This is a genomic window from Micromonospora sp. NPDC048909 (assembly GCF_040649635.1).
GTDB lineage: Bacteria > Actinomycetota > Actinomycetes > Mycobacteriales > Micromonosporaceae > Micromonospora.
Map to the genome: position 1 here is coordinate 345,711 of NZ_JBEZFU010000003.1, position 18,850 is coordinate 364,560.

General features: G+C 73.6%; 17 protein-coding genes. 8 read left to right on the forward strand and 9 right to left on the reverse strand.

All coding sequences use genetic code 11. From position 1 onward, the window contains the following. Positions 1–56: 56 nt before the first annotated feature. Positions 57–827, reverse strand: a complete 771-nt coding sequence (locus tag AB0C04_RS10945; RefSeq protein WP_350871710.1) for a hypothetical protein — start codon at positions 825–827, stop codon at positions 57–59. A gap of 225 nt (positions 828–1,052) precedes the next feature. On the opposite strand from AB0C04_RS10945, the gene AB0C04_RS10950 reads away from it, so the two are divergent. Both AB0C04_RS10950 and AB0C04_RS10955 read left to right on the forward strand, forming a co-directional pair. Then, the gene (locus AB0C04_RS10950; RefSeq protein WP_350871712.1) at positions 1,053–1,346 is read left to right on the forward strand and encodes a 4a-hydroxytetrahydrobiopterin dehydratase; all 294 of its coding nucleotides are present in this window, start codon (positions 1,053–1,055) and stop codon (positions 1,344–1,346) included. After that, positions 1,343–2,494 carry an FHA domain-containing protein gene (locus tag AB0C04_RS10955; protein ID WP_357051557.1) on the forward strand — a complete coding sequence of 384 codons (1,152 nt, stop codon included), beginning with the start codon at positions 1,343–1,345 and terminating at the stop codon, positions 2,492–2,494. Before AB0C04_RS10950 ends, AB0C04_RS10955 begins: the two co-directional genes overlap by 4 nt. Positions 2,495–2,603: 109 nt before the next feature. On the opposite strand, the gene rocD is transcribed toward AB0C04_RS10955, so the two are convergent. The 4 genes from rocD to AB0C04_RS10975 all read right to left on the reverse strand — a co-directional run bounded on the left by rocD (position 2,604) and on the right by AB0C04_RS10975 (position 7,877). Continuing rightward, the gene (rocD, locus tag AB0C04_RS10960; RefSeq protein ID WP_357052243.1) at positions 2,604–3,818 is read right to left on the reverse strand and encodes an ornithine--oxo-acid transaminase; all 1,215 of its coding nucleotides are present in this window, start codon (positions 3,816–3,818) and stop codon (positions 2,604–2,606) included. Next, on the reverse strand, positions 3,818–4,633 hold the full coding sequence (gene ddaH / locus AB0C04_RS10965; protein ID WP_350872144.1) for a dimethylargininase: 816 nt from the start codon (positions 4,631–4,633) through the stop codon (positions 3,818–3,820). Before ddaH ends, rocD begins: the two co-directional genes overlap by 1 nt. Before the next feature lie 380 nt (positions 4,634–5,013). Beyond that, positions 5,014–5,802: a DUF308 domain-containing protein gene (locus AB0C04_RS10970; RefSeq protein WP_357051560.1), complete on the reverse strand. Its 789-nt coding sequence runs from the start codon at positions 5,800–5,802 to the stop codon at positions 5,014–5,016. A 155-nt stretch (positions 5,803–5,957) separates the two neighbouring features. Next, complete coding sequence (locus AB0C04_RS10975) at positions 5,958–7,877, reverse strand: ricin-type beta-trefoil lectin domain protein (protein ID WP_357051563.1); 1,920 nt, start codon at positions 7,875–7,877, stop codon at positions 5,958–5,960. Between the two features lie 258 nt (positions 7,878–8,135). On the opposite strand from AB0C04_RS10975, the gene AB0C04_RS10980 reads away from it, so the two are divergent. Continuing rightward, positions 8,136–8,945 carry a DNA-formamidopyrimidine glycosylase family protein gene (locus tag AB0C04_RS10980; RefSeq protein WP_357051566.1) on the forward strand — a complete coding sequence of 270 codons (810 nt, stop codon included), beginning with the start codon at positions 8,136–8,138 and terminating at the stop codon, positions 8,943–8,945. A 58-nt stretch (positions 8,946–9,003) separates the two neighbouring features. Here the strand turns inward: AB0C04_RS10980 and AB0C04_RS10985 are convergent, their stop codons facing one another. Continuing rightward, entirely contained in the window at positions 9,004–9,882 is an 879-nt protein-coding gene (locus AB0C04_RS10985) for an aminoglycoside phosphotransferase family protein (RefSeq protein ID WP_357051569.1), read from the reverse strand. Positions 9,883–9,970: 88 nt separating this feature from the next. On the opposite strand from AB0C04_RS10985, the gene AB0C04_RS10990 reads away from it, so the two are divergent. Further along, positions 9,971–10,489, forward strand: a complete 519-nt coding sequence (locus tag AB0C04_RS10990) for a SigE family RNA polymerase sigma factor (protein WP_357051572.1) — start codon at positions 9,971–9,973, stop codon at positions 10,487–10,489. Next, positions 10,486–11,739: a hypothetical protein gene (locus tag AB0C04_RS10995; RefSeq protein WP_357051575.1), complete on the forward strand. Its 1,254-nt coding sequence runs from the start codon at positions 10,486–10,488 to the stop codon at positions 11,737–11,739. The genes AB0C04_RS10990 and AB0C04_RS10995 overlap by 4 nt, the downstream gene beginning before the upstream one ends. Before the next feature lie 69 nt (positions 11,740–11,808). On the opposite strand, the gene AB0C04_RS11000 is transcribed toward AB0C04_RS10995, so the two are convergent. The 3 genes from AB0C04_RS11000 to AB0C04_RS11010 all read right to left on the reverse strand — a co-directional run bounded on the left by AB0C04_RS11000 (position 11,809) and on the right by AB0C04_RS11010 (position 15,916). Next, positions 11,809–13,230, reverse strand: coding sequence for a WGR domain-containing protein (locus AB0C04_RS11000; protein ID WP_357051578.1), 1,422 nt, complete (start codon positions 13,228–13,230; stop codon positions 11,809–11,811). Between the two features lie 146 nt (positions 13,231–13,376). Beyond that, positions 13,377–14,756, reverse strand: coding sequence for an FAD-dependent oxidoreductase (locus AB0C04_RS11005; protein ID WP_357051581.1), 1,380 nt, complete (start codon positions 14,754–14,756; stop codon positions 13,377–13,379). Positions 14,757–14,779: 23 nt separating this feature from the next. Next, positions 14,780–15,916: a glutamate--cysteine ligase gene (locus AB0C04_RS11010; RefSeq protein WP_357051584.1), complete on the reverse strand. Its 1,137-nt coding sequence runs from the start codon at positions 15,914–15,916 to the stop codon at positions 14,780–14,782. 154 nt (positions 15,917–16,070) lie between these two features. On the opposite strand from AB0C04_RS11010, the gene AB0C04_RS11015 reads away from it, so the two are divergent. The 3 genes from AB0C04_RS11015 to AB0C04_RS11025 all read left to right on the forward strand — a co-directional run bounded on the left by AB0C04_RS11015 (position 16,071) and on the right by AB0C04_RS11025 (position 18,751). Continuing rightward, complete coding sequence (locus AB0C04_RS11015; RefSeq protein ID WP_357051587.1) at positions 16,071–16,367, forward strand: DUF6412 domain-containing protein; 297 nt, start codon at positions 16,071–16,073, stop codon at positions 16,365–16,367. A gap of 96 nt (positions 16,368–16,463) precedes the next feature. Beyond that, positions 16,464–17,270: a membrane protein insertase YidC gene (locus tag AB0C04_RS11020; protein WP_357051590.1), complete on the forward strand. Its 807-nt coding sequence runs from the start codon at positions 16,464–16,466 to the stop codon at positions 17,268–17,270. Between the two features lie 71 nt (positions 17,271–17,341). Continuing rightward, positions 17,342–18,751, forward strand: coding sequence for a carbohydrate-binding protein (locus tag AB0C04_RS11025; protein WP_357051593.1), 1,410 nt, complete (start codon positions 17,342–17,344; stop codon positions 18,749–18,751). Positions 18,752–18,850 lie beyond the last annotated feature (99 nt).

The window sequence follows — 18,850 nt, forward strand, 5'->3', positions numbered from 1 at the left end:
CGACCACGAAGAGGGGCGGCGCCGACCGGCGCCGCCCCTTTCGGCTGCCGATCGGATCAGCCGCCGAACGCCTTGATCAGCTCGGCCGGGGCCTCCTGGGTGTCGGCCGCCGGCGGCTTGCTGACGTTCACCGCGGTGCCGAAGTCCGAGAAGGTGGTGGTCATCGTGCCGAGCGACTCGTGCAGCGCGCTGATGTCGACGGCGGTCTGGGTGAGCCTGCCCTCGGCGTCCATCGTGGCGGTGAACGGCACGGCCTTGGCCTTGTCGCCGAGCGCGGCGATGTCCTTGTCGTTCGGCACCGACCGGGTGTAGTCCATGGTGCCGGCGAAGCTGCCCGGCGCGGTCTCCTTGACCTCCACCACGCTCTTGATCAGCTTGTTGGCACCACCCGGGTCACCCTCCGGCATGAGGTTGAGCTGGCCGCTCTCGCCGAGCTTCGTGGCATCCATGTGCAGCCACTTCTTCGGCAGGGAGGTCGCGCCGGTCACCTTCAGGTACGCGTCGTTGCCGACGATGAGCATCCGGATCTTGCCCTGCGTACCGAGGTCCATCGTCATGTCCGCGGTCTTGTTGGTCGGGTCCATCACGCCGCCGCCGTTGAGCACCGACGACTCCGTCTTCATCCGGAGGCTCTGCTCGTTGATCTTCTGCGCGGCGGCGGTGAGCTTGCCGAGCGCGTCCGCCGGAACGCTGCTGGCCGGGGCCCCGCTGGCGTTGCCGTTGGCGGCTGGATCGTCGGCCCCCGTCTGCTTGCCGCATCCGGTCAGACCGAGTCCGAGCGCTGCGACGAGCGCGACCCCCGTGGTCGCCAGCCGTCGAGTTTTCATGATGGATTACTCCTCGTGAAGGGTTGGCCAGGTGACGACGACAGTCGATCCCGGCCGGGCCGCTGGCCAGCCTAACCAACCTGGGCCACTGCCGCGCGTCGATGCCTGGGCGCCCCGCGCGTCGACCGGGACCGGCGACGTCGGGCATCGGTCGCGGCCGGCGTGCCGGTCGGCGCGGCCACCGCCTGTCGATGCCCGGCTCACCTGCACCGGTAGGGTCTTGGCATGGCAGACGTGCTCACCGCGGAGGCGGTGGAAGACGAGCTGGGCGGGCTGGCGGACTGGTCGGGAGACCGCGCCGGGATCACCCGCACCGTGGAGCTGGCCAGTTTCCCGGACGCCATCGCCGTGGTGGACCGGGTCGCCGTGACGGCCGAGGAGCTCGACCATCACCCCGACATCGACATCCGGTGGCGGACCCTGACCTTTCGTTGTGTCACCCACTCGGCCGGCGGGGTCACCCACCGCGACTTCGCGTTGGCCCGACGGATCGACGAGATCATCCGGAGTGCCCGATGAGATTCGAGATCAGCAAGGTGCTCGACGCCATCGAGGGTCGGGTCTGCACCGACCCGTCGCTGGCCCGGGCCGTGGTCGACCTGGCCGAGGTGATCCGCTACCAGGACCTGGACGGCGGGCGGCCGGCGAGCCTGCTCCGGCTCGGCATGGTGATCGACGCCCTCTCCCGTGAGCTGGAGGAGGACAGCGTCCAGGTCTACGCCGTGGTGCACCGGGCCCTGCTCTCCGACGCCGACCTGACCTCCAACGAGCGGATGGTGGTCCGCCGGTGGGCCGACGACGGGCTCGTCGAGGTGCTCGACAACCCGGGTGACCGGATGCTCGAGGTGGCCGACCTGCTCGGGCTGCCGGTGCTCAGCCGGGTCCGCTTCGACGGCCTGCGCGGCCGGTTTCCCTGGTTGGTCGAGCAGCCCGGGCGGGTGGTCGCCCCGGTGCCCGGCTCCGGTGGGCCGGTCTTCATCGCCCACGTCGGCGGCGGCGACAAGCCGGTGGCCGGCAAGCGCTCGCCGGCCGGGGTCAAGCTGCTGGCCCGCCAGTGGCGGTGCCCCGAGTCGGGTTGCGCGCTCTTCGGCGGCGGCGGTGGCGGGGGAGCCTTCGCCGACCTCGCCCGGGTACAGCACAGTCCCGCGGGGCAGCCGCCGCCGGCGCTGCGTAATGGCGTACCGACGTGCCCGCGGCACGGCGCCCGGCTCGGTGACGGCGGGCCCCGGCCGCGTACCGAGGTGCTCGCGGTCCGGATCGGCGGGCTGGTCCGGCGCCGGTTCGTGCTCACCGAGGAGCAGCCGATCCTGGTCGGCCGGGCGCCCGAGCGGGACGGCGGGATCATGCTCGGGCAGTGGCTCAACGACGAGGCCCGCCGCTGGATCAGCCGCAGTCACGTCCAGTTGGAGCTGCGGGTCGGCGAGGTGATCGTGACCGACGTCAGCACCAACGGCTCCGGCATCCGCCCCGGCGGCTCGATGACCGAGTCGGAGCGGCTCCCGCTCGCCCCGCAGCAGTCCCGGGTGCTCGCCGAGAACGACATGGTCGAGCTCTACCCCGGGGTGCAGGTCGGCCGGGCCGAGGAACTGCCCACCGGCGCGCCGTTCACCCCCACCTCCGTGATGGCCGAGGCCCCCACCATGGCGATCCGCCTCCCCCGCCCCTGACCAAGCGCCCCGCCCCCCGCCTCGCCGCCCGCCCCCGGTCGGGGGTGAAACGGGGGCGGGCGCCGGGGACCGTGGTCCCCGGCGCCCGCCGGTGTGCTGCAGGGGTGGGTCAGCTGGCCAGGACGGCGGCCAGCTGGGCGACCGCGTGGTCGATCTCCTCCTCGGTGACCACCAGCGGCGGGGCGAGGCGGATGGTGGAGCCGTGGGTGTCCTTGGCCAGCACGCCGCGCTCGGCGAGTCGCTCGCACGCCTCCCGGCCGGTCATCAGTGCCGGGTCGATGTCCAGGCCGGCCCAGAGGCCGCGCCCGCGGACCGCGACCAGACCCTTGCCGATCAGGTCGGTCAGGCCGGCGTGCAGCCGGGCGCCGAGCTCCGCCGAGCGGCGCTGGAACTCGCCGGTGGCCAGCAGCCGGACCACCCCGGTGCCCACCGCGCAGGCCAGCGGGTTGCCGCCGAAGGTCGAGCCGTGCTGGCCGGGCTTGAGCACGGCGAGCACGTCGGCGTTGGCGGCCACCGCCGAGACCGGCACGATGCCCCCGCCGAGCGCCTTGCCCAGCAGGTACATGTCGGGGGTGACGCCCTCGTGGTCGCAGGCGAAGGTCGCACCGGTGCGGCCCAGCCCGGACTGGATCTCGTCGGCGATGAAGAGCACGTTGCGGTCGGTGCAGACCTGCCGTACGCCCGGCAGGTAGCCCTCCGGCGGCACGACGACGCCCTGCTCGCCCTGGATCGGCTCGAGCAGCACGGCGACGGTGTTCTCGTCGATCGCGGCGGTGAGCGCGGCCAGGTCGCCGTACGGGACCACGGTGAACCCGGGGGTGTACGGCCCGAAGTCGGCTCGGGCGTCCTCGTCGGTGGAGAAGCTCACGATGGTGGTCGTCCGGCCGTGGAAGTTGCCCTCGGCGACGACGATGTTGGCCTGCCCGGCCGGCACGCCCTTGACCTGGTAGCCCCACTTGCGGGCCACCTTGATCCCGGTCTCCACCGCCTCGGCGCCGGTGTTCATCGGCAGCACCATGTCCTTGCCGCACAGCTCGGCCAGCTCCCGGCAGAAGTCGGCGAACTGGTCGTGGATGAACGCCCGGCTGGTGAGGGTCAGCCGGTCGAGCTGGGCGTGGGCCGCCGCGATCAGCTGCGGGTGCAGGTGGCCGAAGTTGAGCGCCGAGTAGCCGGCCAGGAAGTCGAGGTAGCGCCGGCCGTCCACGTCGGTCAACCAGGCGCCCTCGGCCGAGGAGATCACCACCGGCAGCGGGTGGTAGTTGTGCGCGGTCCAGCGCTCCGCGTTCCGCACCGCGGCCGGAGTCTGCAGCATGTCGTCGACGATCACTTGCTCGCCTTTCCCTGTCGGAGCCGCAAGGTGCAGCACTTCGGTCCGCCGCCGGCCTTACGCAGCTCCGACAGGTCGACACCGATGGTCTCGTAGCCCCGGCCGCGCAGCGCGGCGGCCAGGTCGGTGGCCTGCGCCGGCAGCACCACGTGCCGTCCGTCGCTGACCGCGTTCAGCCCCAGCACCTCGGCGTCGGCCATCGTGGCGTGCACCGCGTCGGGGAAGAGTCGGCGCAGCACCGCCTGGCTGCCGGGCGAGAAGGCCTCGGGCAGGTACGCCACCGTCCGCTCGTCGAGGACGGTCAGCGCGGTGTCCAGGTGGTAGAAGCGCGGGTCGACCAGCTGCATGGTGATCACCGGGTAGCCGAAGACCTCCTGCAACTGGGCGTGCGAGGCGTGCGCGGTGCGGAAACCGGTGCCGGCCAGCAGGTAGTCACCGGCGAGCAGGACGTCGCCCTCGCCCTCGTTGACGTGCTTCGGGTCGTGCAGCTCGAAGCCGGCGGAGTCGAACCAGGCCCGGTAGGCCGGGGCCTCGTCGGCGCGCTGCGGGTCGCGGAACTGCACCGCCATCGCCTTGCCGTCGATCACCGTGCCGCCGTTGGCGGCGAAGACCATGTCGGGCAGGCCGGGCACCGGAGTGATCTCCTCGACGGTGTGGCCCAGATCGCGGTAGACCTGCCGCAGCTGCTCCCACTGGCGGATCGCCAGCTCGGTGTCGAACGGCGCGGTCGGGTCCATCCACGGGTTGATCGCGTAGTCCACGGCGAAGTACGTCGGCCGGCACATCAGGTAGCGCTGGCGGATGGCGTCCATCGTCATTGTCCTGCTCCCAGGGTCGGGCGCGCCCGGCCACCGTGGCCCACGGGCTGGCGCCGTTGTTCAACGTTATGCGGCGCTGGCGGCAGGATCCACCACCGAGAGTTGCACAGGGCGACTGTTCGTTGCGTCTGGCCGACCGGCACCGTCGAATCGTTGCGTTCGAGCCCGATGGGTGCGGTGGGAGTGGTCCGCAGCCCGGGGCGGGACTGGTTCGGCGGCCCGCCGGACCGGTCCCGGAAAACACTTCAGGGGCGGCGAACCGCCGCCCCTGAAAGGGTGCTGCCCGGCTGGTGAACCACCAGGCTGGTCGGGCTGCGCCGGTGCATCACCGGCGCTGGTCGCCGGCGCACCGCCGGCGAGCGGGACAGTGCCCGCTAGAACCGGTCGACAAACTGTGAGTCAAGCCACTCGCGGAACCGCTGGACCCAGTCGCCGTCGGTGGTCGGCCAGTCGAACTGGCCGGTCATCGCCAGCACGCCGATCACCACCGCACCGAGGCCGAAGACGATGCCGAAGAGCGCGTCGGTCTTGCCGGCGATGTGCCGCCGGCGGGTGGCGGAGAGGCCGAGCACCGAGAGCACCGCGCCGACCGCGCCCAGGCCGATGCCGTAGCCGGCGAGGGTGCCGGTCAGCACGAAGAGGGCGCCGGCGACGCCGATCACCAGGCCGAGGGTGGCGAGCAGGCTGGCCCGCGGCTTCGGGCCGCGTACCACCGGCGGCTCCGGCTCGGCGGGCTCGGCGGCGGGGCTGACCGGCCGGTCCCGGTCGGCGTCGGGCCGTACGGTCCGGTCCGGGTCGACGAGGGACGGGCGGTTGGTCGTCCGCTCCCGGGTGTCGGTCGGGTCGGGCCGGGCCCCGGTGTCGGTCGGCCGGGCGGTGGCCGCGCGGGCGACCGCGGCACGCTCCGCCGCACGCCGCTCCGCGTCGCCGACCGGCTCGCCGGTGGGCGTGGCGCTGCTGCGGTACGTCGTCTGCTCGCCGTCCCGGTCGGCCACGGACGGCTGGGCCGAACCGGTCGTCTCGGGCCGGGCGGCGTCGACGCGCGTCGAGTCGTCCGCGCCGGCGGCAACCGGGGCGTCACCCCCCTCGACGCGTCTGTCCGGGTTCTCGTCCCGCGTCGGCGCCGGCTCCGATCTGCGCGACAGCGAAGGAATTCTGACCACAACACACCTCCTGATGGAATGCGGGGTGGCCGTGGAACGGGCGGCACCCACGCGGTACGTCTTCAGGAAGTACCCAGGTGGGCGATTTTCGACACCGCAGGGCGCGCGACGGTGGGGCCGCCGGCGAACCGACGGCCCCACCGCGAGTTGGTCGGTCAGGCGGGCACGGTCCACTTCTGGTTCGCGGCTCCGGTGCAGCTCCAGATCTGCGTCGCCGTGCCGTTGGTCGAGCTGTTGCCCAGCACGTCCAGGCAGCTGCCGGCGCTGGCGCTGACCAGGTCACGGGCGGCGGTCGCGGTCCAGCGTTGGTTCGCCGCGCCGGTGCAGGTCCAGATCTGCACCCGGGTGCCGTTGGCGGTGGCGTTGTCCCGGACGTCGAGGCACTTGCCGAGGGCCCGGACGGTGCCGTCAGCGCCGAAGGTCCACTGCTGCGCAGCGGTGCCGTTGCAGTCGTACAGCTGGACCGGTGTGCCGTCGGCGCTGCTGGCCGCGGCGACGTCGAGGCACTTGCCGGCCAGCCCGACGACCGGGCCGGTGCGGCCCCCGCCGCCCGACTGGCTCCCTGACCAGGTGAAGGTGGCCGTGGTCCGGGCGGGCAGCGAGTAGGTGAAGGACTGCCCGCCCCAGACCACCTTGACCGACTGGGCGCCGGTGCCGCCGTTGTGCGCGATCAGCGCCTTGGAGCCGTCCGGGTTCACGTACGCCACGTTCGACACCGTGCCGTTGGCGGTCGAGTCGATCCGGTACGCCCCCGGCCGGACGAACTTGGTCAGGTGCCCGGTGGTGTAGTACTCGATCGTGTAGTCGACCTGGCCGGCCCGCGGGCCGCCCTCCTGCACGGTGACCAGGCCGGTGCAGACGTCGCAGCCGCCGTTGTGCGGGCCCATGCTCTGGTTGAGCGCGAGGCTCCACTTGACCAGGCTGCCGCTGTAGTTCCGGGCGTAGTTGACGATGTCGGCTAGGTCCTCGTTGTGCTGGTTGCCGATCCAGGTGCCGCCCGAGTGCTCGGTGCTGAACTGCCGCACCGAGGGGTACTGGTTGCGCACCTGGGTGCCCACGCCGGGGTCGCCGAAGTAGCCGTGCCAGGCGATGCCGCCGAAGAGCGGGTCGTTGCGGATGCCGGCGTCGGCCAGCAGCACCGCCCCGAAGTTCGGGTGGTCGCCGTAGTTCCAGTCGTGCACCAGCACCTTGGTGCTCAGCCCGGCCGCGCGCAGCGCGGGGTAGAGGTGGTTCTTGGTGAACTCGACGAGGCCGGGGCCGTTCCAGCTCATCCCGGGGTAGTTCATCGCCGTCGGGTTGGCGGCCTGGCAGCAGTTCGGCTCGTTCTGCACCGAGAGGTAGTTCACCGCGATGCCGGCCGCCTGGTACGTCTGCACGTACTTGACCAGGTACTGGGCGTACAGCGGGTAGTACTCCCACTTGAGCCAGCCCATCTGGTCCATCCGGCCGTTGTCCTTCATCCAACCCGGCGCGCTCCACGGCACCCCCATCACCCGCAGCGCCGGGTTGAGCGACCGGGCCTGCGCGGTGAGCAGCCGGACGTTGGTGTCGTAGCCGTTGACGTAGAAGTCGCTGAGGTCGCAGCAGGTGTCGTCGAGGGAGACGTGCCCCGGGCGGGAGAGGTCCGAGGCGCCGATCGGGTTGCGGACGAAGGAGAGCCCGATGCCGTCGGTCGAGGAGAAGAGTTTGCGCATCACGTCGTCGCGGGTCGCGGCGCTGATCGGGCCGCCGCGGAACAGGTAGGCGGTGGTGTCGGTGATCGACGCGCCGCCGCCCTCGAACTGCTGGTAGCGGGTGTTCTCGTTGACCGTGATGGTGTGTGTCGCGCCGCCGCTGGTGGCGGCGAACGCGGTCGGCGCCTGCTGCTGGAGGCCCCGGCTGACCTGCCGGCCGCCGGAGTCCGAGGTGGTGGTCAGCCAGACGTTCACCGGCTCGTTCGCCGCGACGGCCGGGGGTGGCAGGGCGAACGCGGCGGCGGCCGTGGCGGTGCCGAGCGCGAGCAGGCCGGCGCCGATCGACCGGCGGCGGGTCCGTCGGCGATGGCCCGGTGATGGGGGTACGGCGGTGGTGGGCATGCGTCTTCCTCTCGCGGGGGTGGCGGGCGGTGGGGACGGAGGGGCCCGAGCGAAGCGCGCGCTGATGTTCCGGATTGCCCCGACCTGTCGGCATCCGTGAATACAGTTAATATTCCTTAGTAATAGAAGTCAATGATTACCTTAGTGATCGTTGCGGCCCGCTCCGCGACCGACCTCGGGGCGATCCGCCGACCCGGCCAGGGCGCACCCGCCGGAGGGATGTGGCGGCCCGTCCGAACCCGGTTACGCTTGCTGGTCGTGCCAGAGGGACACACCATTCATCGCCTGGCGGCCCGGCACGCCGAGCTGTTCGCCGGCGACAAGGTGCACGCCAGCAGCCCGCAGGGCCGGTTCGCCGAGGGCGCCGCCCGGCTGAGCGGCACCGTGCTCGAGAGCACCGAGGCGTACGGCAAGCACCTGCTGCACCACCACGCGAACGAGCTGACCCTGCACGTGCACCTCGGGCTCTACGGGAAGGTCACCGACGGCGCCGGCGAGCCGCCCGAGCCGGTCGGCCAGGTGCGGCTGCGGTTGACCAGCGACCGGCACTGGCTCGACCTGCGTGGCCCGACCGCCTGCGAACTGCTCACCCCGCCCGAGGTGGCGGCGCTGCGGGCCCGGCTCGGCCCCGATCCGCTGCGCGCCGACGCCGACCCCGAGCGGGCGTACGCCCGGATCTCGCGCAGCTCGACGCCACTGGCCGCGCTGCTGCTGGACCAGTCGGTGGTGGCCGGCACCGGGCTGATCTTCGTGACCGAGGCGCTGTTCCGGGCCGGCCTGTCGCCGAGGCTGCCCGGCCGAGGGCTCGACCGGGCCGGCTGGGATCGGCTCTGGGCCGACCTGGTGACCCTGATGACCCAGGCGGTGCGGCGCGGACGGATCGACACCGTGCGCGACGAGCACCTGCCGGAGGCGATGGGCCGGGCGCCGCGGGTCGACCGGCACGGCGGCGAGGTGTACGTCTACCGCCGTCCCGGCGCGCCCTGCCACCTCTGCGGCGCCGAGGTACGCCGGGGCGAGCTGGCCGGGCGCAACCTCTACTGGTGCGCCACCTGCCAGCCCGGCTGACCGTCGCCAGGGCCGTGCACGCGAGTTGGCGTCGGCGCGCGCACCGGGCCTCGCCCGCTCACTCCTCGCCGAGCAGCCAGCGGACCACCTCCAGGTGACCCGGGAAGACCTGCCCGCCGGCGGTGCCCCAGGCCAGCGTCTGGCCGACGGTCCAGCCCCGCACCCGCTCCCGGTCCAGGCCCAGCTCCGCGCTGAGCCGGTCCAGCCGGTAGCGCACGGCGGCGGGGGAGTGGCCCAGCTCGGCCCCCCGGACGATCGGGGCCAGCCCGAACTCGCGCTCGCCGGCCAGCGGCTTCGGGTCGATCACCAGCCACGACTCCCGGGTGGCCCGCAGCACGTTGCCGGCGTGCAGGTCCTGGTTGACCAGCACCTGCTCGCCCTGGTCGTCGACCAGCTCGGCGAGCCGGCCGAGCGCCGCGTCGAGCAGCCGGCGCTCGTACGGGCGGCCGGCCCGCTCCCACTTCCCCGGCAGCCGCTCCGCCCAGCCGGCCGCCTCCTGCGCCAGCGACCGGAACTCCGCGCCCGCCGGCACCCAGAGCCGGGGCAGCAGCCCGGCGAAGACGGTGACCGCCTCGGCCGCCGGCACGTCGGACAGCGGTGAGCCCGGCACGCACCGCTCGACCAGCAGCGCCCGCCGCCCGGGGTCGTGCCCGAGCAACCGGGCCGCGCCCACCCCCGCCCAGCGGGCCAGCGCGGCGGGTTCGTGCTCGCTCTCCGCGTCCGGATACTGGAGCTTCAGCACCGCCGGCGTGCCGTCGGGCAGCTCCGCCGGCACCGCCAGCGAGGCGAAGGCGTACGGGAACGGCGACCCGATCCGCAGCGACCAGCGCTCGACACATTCCGCGAGCCGGGCGGGCAGCTCGGCCAACCACTCCCGCCCCGCTGCCGTGCTCCGCACCCAGCCCAGCCCGTCCGGGATCCGCAACTCACCGGTCATCCGGACATCCTCGACCCGGACCGGCGCGGGCGTACAACCCTTTCCCGCCGATCGTCGTCTGTAGGGGGGAACCGACGGAGGTAACCGGATGCCGGACGCATCGGAACAGGAGTTCGTCGAGTACTTCAGCGCGCGGCTACCGATGCTGCAGCGGCTGGCGTACTCGCTCTGCGGCGACGGCGACGAGGCCGACGACCTGGTGCAGGAGGCGGCCACCCGGCTCTTCCAGCGCTGGTCCCGGGCGTCGCGAGCCGACCACATCGACGCGTACGTGCGGGCGGTCGTGGTGCGGCTCTTCCTCGACAGCCGGCGCAAGGGATGGTGGCGGATCCGGCTCTTCGCCGCCCCGCCCGACGCGCGACACGCCTACGACGGCGGCGTCGAGGACCGCACGGTGCTGCGGGCGGCGCTGGCGCAGGTGCCGCCGCGGCAGCGGGCGGTGCTCGTGCTGCGGTTCCTGCACGACCTGCCGGTGGACGAGGTGGCCCGGACCATGGGCTGCTCCGCCGGGACGGTGAAGAGCCAGACCGCGCACGGTCTGGCCGCGATGCGCCGCCTGCTCGACGGCGCGGACCTGGTGGAGACGACGAAGGGGGCAGCGCGATGACGGCGGACGAGGACCGGATCGTCGATCTGCTGCGGCGGCTCGATCCGGAACCGGTCCGGCCGGTCCGGGTCGATCTGACCGCCGCCGTGCACGAGGCGCGCCGGCGACGGCGCAGCCGTCGGACGATGAGCGTGTCGGCCGCGGGGCTGGCCGTGCTGGCGGCGGTCTCCGTGCCGCTGGTGGTCGGCGGCGGGCCGTCGACCGGGCCGGCGTCGCAGCCCGCGTCGCCGTCCACCTCGGAGAGCGCGCCGGCCACCACCGCGCCGCCCGCCACTGCCGCGCCGGGCGGGCCGACCGCCTGCACGGCGCAGCCGCTGCCGGTACCCGGCGGGCACGCCAAGAGCCTGGTGACCGGCGGTGACCCGACCGGTCGGTTCCTGGCCGGCCGGTCGTATCCGGGGGACGGCCGGGGCAACCCGGTGATCCTCTGGGACGGCGACCGGGCGCGTGAGTACCGGCTGCCCGGCTCGGACCAGCGGATGGTGGACGTGAACGCCGCCGGTGTCGCGGTCGGGTCGGTCTACCTCGACGACCGGCCGCAGCCGTACGTCATCCGGAACGGCCGCCCCGCCCGGCTGCCCGGCCTGGCCGCCGGCGAGGCGACCGCCGTCAGCGCCGACGGCCGGATCGTCGGCGCGCGGCAGATCGGCCACCGGCAGCGCCCGGTGCTCTGGTCCGACCCCGACACCGCGGCCGTGGACCTCCCGCTGCCGGGCCCGAGGTGGGAGGGGACGGCCATCGGCGTCGACTCCGCCGGCACGGTGGTCGGGAGGATCCACGACGGTCCGAGCGGGGTGACCCGTACCGCCGTCTGGCGCGCCGGCGGCGCGGGTCCGGAACTGCTGCCGACGCCGTCCGTCGAGGGCGGCCCCGCCAGCGAGTTCGTGGCGCACTCGCTGCGGGGCGGCTGGATCACCGGGGTCGCCTTCCGGGACGAGGGGAAGGTGCGGCGGATCCACCCGGCCCGCTACCACCTTGCCACCGGCCGCTACGAGCCGCTGCCGAGCGGCGTCAGCCCCAGCGCCGGCAACGGGCGGGGCTGGGTGGTCGGCCCGGTGGACCGGATGGACGCGGGGCTGCTCACCGACGCCGGCGCGCTGCGCCTGCCCGACCTGGACGGACGCACCGGCCGGTACGCCGCGCTCGCGGTGAGCGTCAGCGACGACGCAGGGGTGATCGGCGGCCAGCTCGACGTCGAGCCGGGCCAGAAGGGCCTGGTGATGCGGGCGATCCGCTGGAGCTGCCGCTGACCGCCCCCGCCGCGCCGGTCCGGACGACCCGGATCGGCGCGGCGGGCGCGCGGGGCGGGACGGCCGGCGTCAGCGCAGCCGGCGGATGTCGCCGTACGCCCGGTAGAAGCCGCCCCGGCCGGACTCCCGGACCTCGCTGACCAGGTAGCGCACCCCGGGCTCACGGATGCCCTTCGGGAACTGCACCGACCAGTCGCGCCGGTAGCCGCCGGAGACGACCTGCACGCGCAGCCGGCCCCGGTCCTGCACACACTGCACCACCACGCCGCCGTCGACGTCGCTGGTCACCTCGACGGTGGACCAGGCCGCCGGCTCCGGCAGCCGGGCCGGGGCCTTGACGTCGACCACGTCCGGCACGGTGCCCGCCTCGGCGGCCCGGATCGCCGGCTCGCTGGCGTCGATGCAGGCGAGGTAGCCGCCGGTGGTGACCACGTAGAGGCGCTCCTCGTGGTACTGCATCGAGTAGGCCGAGCCGCAGCCGGTGCCGAGCTTCCACAGCCGGGTGCCCGCCGCGTCGAAGCAGTAGATCGAGGACCGGCTGTCGCCCGCGAAGACGTACCGGCCGCCCGCGGCGGTGGCGCAGGAGAAGACCGGCGCGTCGCACCGGTAGCTCCGCTCGGCGCGGCCGTCCTTCGCCAACCGGACCACCTCCCGGGAGCCGGTGCCGGCGAACACCGCGTCGCGCTCCTGCCAGCCGAAGAGCACCGAACCGGTGCGGGTGTGCCACAGCTCCCTGCCGGTGCGCCAGTCGTAGCCGGTGACGCCCTGCGAGTGGCCGTGGTAGAGCGCGTCGTCGTCGCAGCGCACCATCCAGGCGGACCGGCCACGGCCCGGCCGGCGCCAGAGGAACTCGTCCTCGTGGTCGATCGCGGCGATCCCGCCGTCGGCGTCGGACACGCCGAGCACGCCGTCGTGGATGTCCAGCCAGTAGATGTCGATCTCGGGGGCGATCGCGTACGCCACCCGGGGCACCTTGCCGGAGAGGTCGTAGACGTTGCCGTCGTCGCAGCCGGCGTAGATCCAGTCGTCGTCGGCGACGATGCACTTCACCCCGTCGGGGAGGCGGACCTGCCCGAGCACCCGCGCGTCGTGCCCGAGCGTGGTGATGACGCCGTGCTCGTTGCCGACCATGCAGTACTGACCGTCGACGAAGATGCCGAACGCGGGGGCGCCCGAGTCGTAGCGCCAGAGCACCGGCGCGGTCCGCGCGGTCGAGCGGGTGCTGACGATCTGCCGCCGGGAGACCGACCGCTTCTGCCGGACGCCGGGCACCGCCGGGGCGTACCCCTTGCGGATCTTCTCGCCGATCTTCTTCGCCGCCGCCGCGCGGGCGCGGGCGTTGTCCGCGTAGCTGGCGGTCTTGACCTGGCCCTGGTCGCCGATCCGGCCGTAGCGGACGGTCAGGGCGGTGTCCTCGACCACCACCTCGTAGAACTTGTGCGCGCCACCGTCCACTTCGGACAGTTCGAGGTAGGTCGTCTCCTGGGACATGGGGGTGCCTCCGGGCGGGGTGGGCGACCGAGGGATCGCCGGCGTGACAACGCGAGCACGCTAACCACCGCCCCCGACAGAATCCGGGTGCCGAAGTCGTCCTCCTGACGACGAACCACCGCGCCCGAGGGCGACGGCGCGAGGACTCAGCGGCCGCTGGCGTGCAGCGCGTCGACGGCCTTGCGGGCGGCGATCAGCACCGGATCCCAGACCGGGGCGTACGGCGGGGCGTAGCCGAGGTCGAGCGCGGTCATCTCGTCCACCGTCATGCCGTTCCAGAGCGCCACCGCCAGGGTGTCGATCCGCTTGGCCGCCTCGGACCAGCCGACGATCTGCGCGCCGAGCAGCCGCCCGCTCGGCTTCTCGGCGATCAGCTTGACCGTCATCGGCCGGGCGCCCGGGTAGTAGCCGGCCCGGTTGGTCGACTTGGCGACCACCGAGACGAACTCGAAGCCGGCCGCGCTTGCGTCCCGCTCCCGCAGGCCGGTCCGACCGACCTCCAGGTCGCAGACCTTGGTCACCGCCGTGCCGATCACCCCGGCGAAGGTGGCGTAGCCGCCGCCGATGTTGATCCCGGCGACCCGGCCCTGCTTGTTGGCGTGCGTGCCGAGCGGTATGTGCACCTGCATCCCGCTGACCCGGTGCAGGGTCTCCACGCAGTCGCCGGCGGCCCAGACCCCGGGCAGCCCCGGCACCCGCATCCGCCGGTCCACCCGGATCGCGCCGGTCGGCCCGAGCGGCATGCCGGCAGCCTCGGCGAGCTGCGTGTTCGGGCGTACGCCCAGGCCGAGCACCACCACGTCGGCCGGGATCGGCCCCTCGGCGGTGACCACCGCGCTGACCCGGCCGTCGCGCTCCTCGATCTCCAGCACCGGGAGCCCGGTGCGGATGTGGATGCCCAGCCCGGTCATCGCGTCCGCGACCAGCTCGGCCATGTCGCCATCCACGGTGGACATCGGCTGATCGGCCTGCTCGACCAGGGTCACCGAGAGGCCCCGCAGGATCAACGCCTCGGCCAGTTCCACGCCGATGTAGCCGCCCCCGACCACGACCGCCCGCCGCGGTCTCGGGTCGCTCTCCAGCCAGTCGCGCAGGGCCGAGCCGTCGTCCAGGGTCTGCATCCCGAAGACGCCCCCGGCGCTGGTCTTCGCCCATGGCGGCTTGACCGGCAGCGCGCCGGCGGCGTAGACGACCTCGTCGAAGCGCTCCCGGACCTCGCCGCCGCTCTCCAGGTCGCGGGCCAGCACCTCGCGGCGTTCCAGGTCGATCGCGGTCACCTCGTGCCGCATCCGCACGTCGATGGCGAACTCGGCGCGGAAGGTCTGCGGATCGCGGGCGATCAGGGCCTCCGGCTCGGGCACCAGCCCGCTGATCCAGTACGGGATGCCGCAGGCCGAGTAGGAGGTGAAGTGCCCCCGCTCGAACGCGATGATCTCCAGGTCGGAGCGGTCGCGGCGGCGACGTGCCTGGGACGCCGCCGCCATGCCGGCGGCGTCCCCGCCGATGACGATCAACCGTTGCGCCACGAGTTCATCCTGTCACGCTGCGATCAGCCGCGGGTCTGGCGCGCCACGTCCAGCACCACGTCGGTGAGCCGCCCGCTGCGGGCGAACACCGCGCGCTGGCGTGCCGCGCCGCTGCCGTGCCGGCGCAGCGCACCGAGCAGGTCGGTCACCTCGGCCCAGTCGCCGTGCTGCTCGATCGCCGGCCGGACCCGCTCGACGAGGCGGTCCAGCAGCTCCCAGGCCGGCCGGACCTCGCCGGTGGTCAGATCGACCCCGTCGCCCTCCAGCCCGTCGTGGGCCGCCCGCCAGTGCGCGGCGACCAGCAGGTGATGGTCGGTGCGGAGCGCCGGACGGCCGCTGGCGATGTCGTCGATCGCGGTCGCCACCAGGGCCCGGACCAGCGCGGCGACCAGCACCGCGTCGTCCACCGACGGGCAGACGTCGCCGATCCGCAGCTCGACCGTGGGGTACTTCGCGGAGAGCCGGGCGTACCAGTAGAGCATCCCCTCGTCGAGCATCACCCCGCTGGAGATCAGCTGCCTGATCAGCCGCTCGTAGTGCTCGTGCGACTCCAGGTACGGCGTCGGCGCCACCGACGGCCAACGCTCCCACTCCACCGAGCGCCAGCTCGCGTAGCCGGTGTCCTCGCCCCGGGCGAACGGGGAGTTCGTGGTCACCGCGTGCAGGGTGGGCAGCCACGGCCGGACGTGGTTGAGCACCTGCACGCCGGTCTCCGGGTCGGGGATGCCGACGTGCACGTGCATGCCGTTGTTGCCCGGACCGGGCACCAGCAGCCGGAACCGCTCGATCATCCGGTCGAAGCGGGGCTTGTCGACCACCGGCGGCACCGGACCGTCCACCGGGCCGGTGCCGATGGCGAGCAGCCGTACGCCGGCCCGCTCGGCCGCGTCGGCGAGCGCGCCCCGCAGTACGCCGAGTGAGTGCCGGATCGAGGAGAGCTCCAGCCCGGGCGGGCTGCCGATCTCGATCTGGCTGGTCTGGAACTCGCGCTCCACCTGCCCGCGCAGCTCCGCCGGCACCTGCTCCATGACGAGGTCGACGGCGGGCACCGCGGCGCCGGTGTGCGGGTCGACGAGCAGGAACTCCTCCTCGACGCCCACCGTGAGCAGGTCGGTCCCGTCGGCCGTCCCGCTCGGCGCCTCCGCCAGCTGGCCGGTCATCGCCATCACCGTCCGTTCCTGCCGGCCGCGGTCCGTCCGCGCCGGTCGTTCGGATGGTTACCCACCGTGGCGATCGTCGGAAACGCGCTGCCGGCGCGTCGGCCGCGTGTCGCGCTCACGGGCGGGCGTGACAGCGGGTCCTAGGCTGGGCGCCGTGTCAGGACCGTGGGGGATCGCGCTGGGGCTCTGGGCGTACGCCCTCACCCAGCTGACCCTCCTCGCGGACCGGCCGGCGGCCCTGCTCGCCGGTGCCGCGCTGGGCGCGGCGGTGCTAATCGCGACCCTGCTCGCGGCGCGCGCCCTCGTCCTCGGCGCCGCGCCGCGCACCATCCGCCGGGCCGCCGCGCTGCGGGCCCGTGCCCGGCACCGTCGGGTGCCCCGTCAGGTCGACCCGGACGCCCCCGGTCGAGCACGTCCCCGGGCTCCCGGCGCGCGCCCCTCGGCCGCGTAGCACCGTCACGCCGCGCGGCCGATTCCGCCGTCATCCGTCCCACCTGGGCCTGCGCGCCCGGTCGGGACCACCCGGAATCGCAACCGAGGGACACCCATGCTCGCCTTCGCACCACTGCACGCCGCGGTCGGCGCCGCCGGTGCCGCGCTCTCCGCCGTCACCACCCTGCTCGAACCGGTCGCCGGTGGCGCGGCCACGGCCGCCGCGATCGTGCTCTTCACCGTCGCCGTCCGCCTGCTGATCTCCCCCCTCACCGTCGTGCAGGTTCGCGGGGAACGACGCCGCGCGGCGCTCGCCCCGCAGGTACGCGACCTGCGGCGGCGGTACGCGGACGACCCGGCCCGGTTGCAGAGCGAACTCTTCACGCTCTACCGCTCGGCCGGCGCCAACCCGGTCGCCGGTTGCCTGCCGGTGCTGCTACAGGCGCCCTTCCTGCTGGTGATGTACCGGCTGTTCAGCACCACCGAGGGCGGCACCGGGCTGCTCGACGAGCGGCTGGCCGGGGTGCCGCTCGGCCACCATCTCGGCGACGGGTTGGCCGGGGCCGCCGGGCCCCTCTTCGCCGTGCTGCTGGCGGCTCTGCTGGCGCTGGCCTGGTGGACGTCCCGGCGGATGCGCCGGGCCTCGGCCGCCATCGACGCGGCGCCGCCGATCGGAACGGCCGCCACCGGCCCGGTGGCCCGGACCGGCGGGGCCGAGCGCGGCGCGCCGGCCGAGGGCGTGGGCGCGGCGCTGGCCCGCTTGCTGCCGCTGCTGCCCTACGCCACGGTGCTGGTGGCGCTGGTCCTGCCGCTGGCCGCGGTGCTCTACCTGGTCACCACGACGGCCTGGTCGGCGCTGGAGCAGGCGGTGCTGCGCCGGCCGCGGGCCGTGCCGGCCGGCACGGACATCGATCGACGTTGACAACTGTCCCGAGGGGACGTACAACTCGTGAGAGAGCGCTCTCTCGCCCGTCCCCGCAGAGAGGCACAGCCATGAAGACTGCCCCGGCGGCGCCCGCCGCCCCGTCCGCACGACGCCGGCTGCGGCTGGCGTTCGCCCTGCTCGCCACCGCCACCACCGCCCTGGCCGGGATCACCATGACCGCGCACGCCGCGGTGCCCCCGCCGCCCTCCGGCTGGAGCCTGGTCTGGAGCGACGACTTCACCGGCGCGGCCGGCACGTTGCCGTCCTCGGCCAACTGGATCATCGACACCGGCACCAGCTACCCCGGTGGCCCGCCGAACTGGGGTACCGGGGAGATCCAGACCTACACCAACAGCACCGCCAACGTCAGCCACGACGGTGGCGGCAACCTGCGCATCACGCCGTTGCGCGACTCCTCCGGCCGCTGGACGTCGTCCCGGATCGAGACGGTCCGCAGCAACTTCAAGCCGCCGTCCGGCGGAGTGCTGGCCATCGAGGGTCGGATCCAGATGCCGAACGTGACCGGCGCGCAGGCGGCCGGCTACTGGCCGGCGTTCTGGGCGCTCGGCGCGCCCTACCGGGGCAACTACCAGAACTGGCCGGGCATCGGCGAGTTCGACGTGATGGAGAACGTCAACGGGATCAACTCGGTCTGGGGAGTGCTGCACTGCGGTGTCGCGCCCGGCGGGCCGTGCAACGAGTTCAACGGGCTCGGCGCCTCCCGCGCCTGCCCGGGCAGCACCTGCCAGTCGGCGTTCCACACCTACCGCTTCGAGTGGGACGCCGCCGCCAGCCCACAGCAGCTGCGCTGGTACGTCGACGGGCAGCTCTACCACACCGTCACCCAGTCGCAGGTCGGCGCGACGTACTGGACCCAGATGACCTCGCACGCCGGCTACTTCCTCCTGCTCAACGTGGCGATGGGCGGGGGCTTCCCGAACGGGGTGGCCGGCTCCACCACGCCGACCGCCTCGACCGTCCCGGGCCGCCCGATGCTGGTCGACTACGTCGCGGTCTACAGCCGCGGTGGCGGCAGCACGCCGCCGCCGACCACCCCGCCGCCGTCCGGCGTGCGTGACGCCTACTCGACCATCCAGGCCGAGTCGTTCAACGGCCAGAACGGCGTGATCGTCGAGGCGTGCAGCGAGGGCGGGCAGAACATCGGCGCGCTGCGCAACGGTGACTGGGTCCGCTTCGACAACGTCGAGTTCGGCTCCACCCCGCCCCGCGACTTCGTGGCAAGGGTCGCGTCCGGCGCGGGTGGGGGTGCGAGCGGCCTGGTCGAGGTGCGGTTGGGCAGCCCGACCGGCGCGACGATCGGCAGCTTCGCGATCGGCAACACCGGCGGCTGGCAGAGCTGGCGCTCGGTGCCCGGCAACGTCGCCGCGGCCACCGGTCGGCAGACCGTCTACCTGACCTTCACCAGCGGCCAGCCGAACGACTTCGTCAACGTCAACTGGTTCACCTTCCGCCGCTGACCCCGGTCGGGCCCCCGTGACCGCCGTGCGGGGGCCCGGCCGGCCCCGGTGGGCAGCCGCCTCTGGACAGAAACAGTTAACAGTCTTAATAATAGGCGC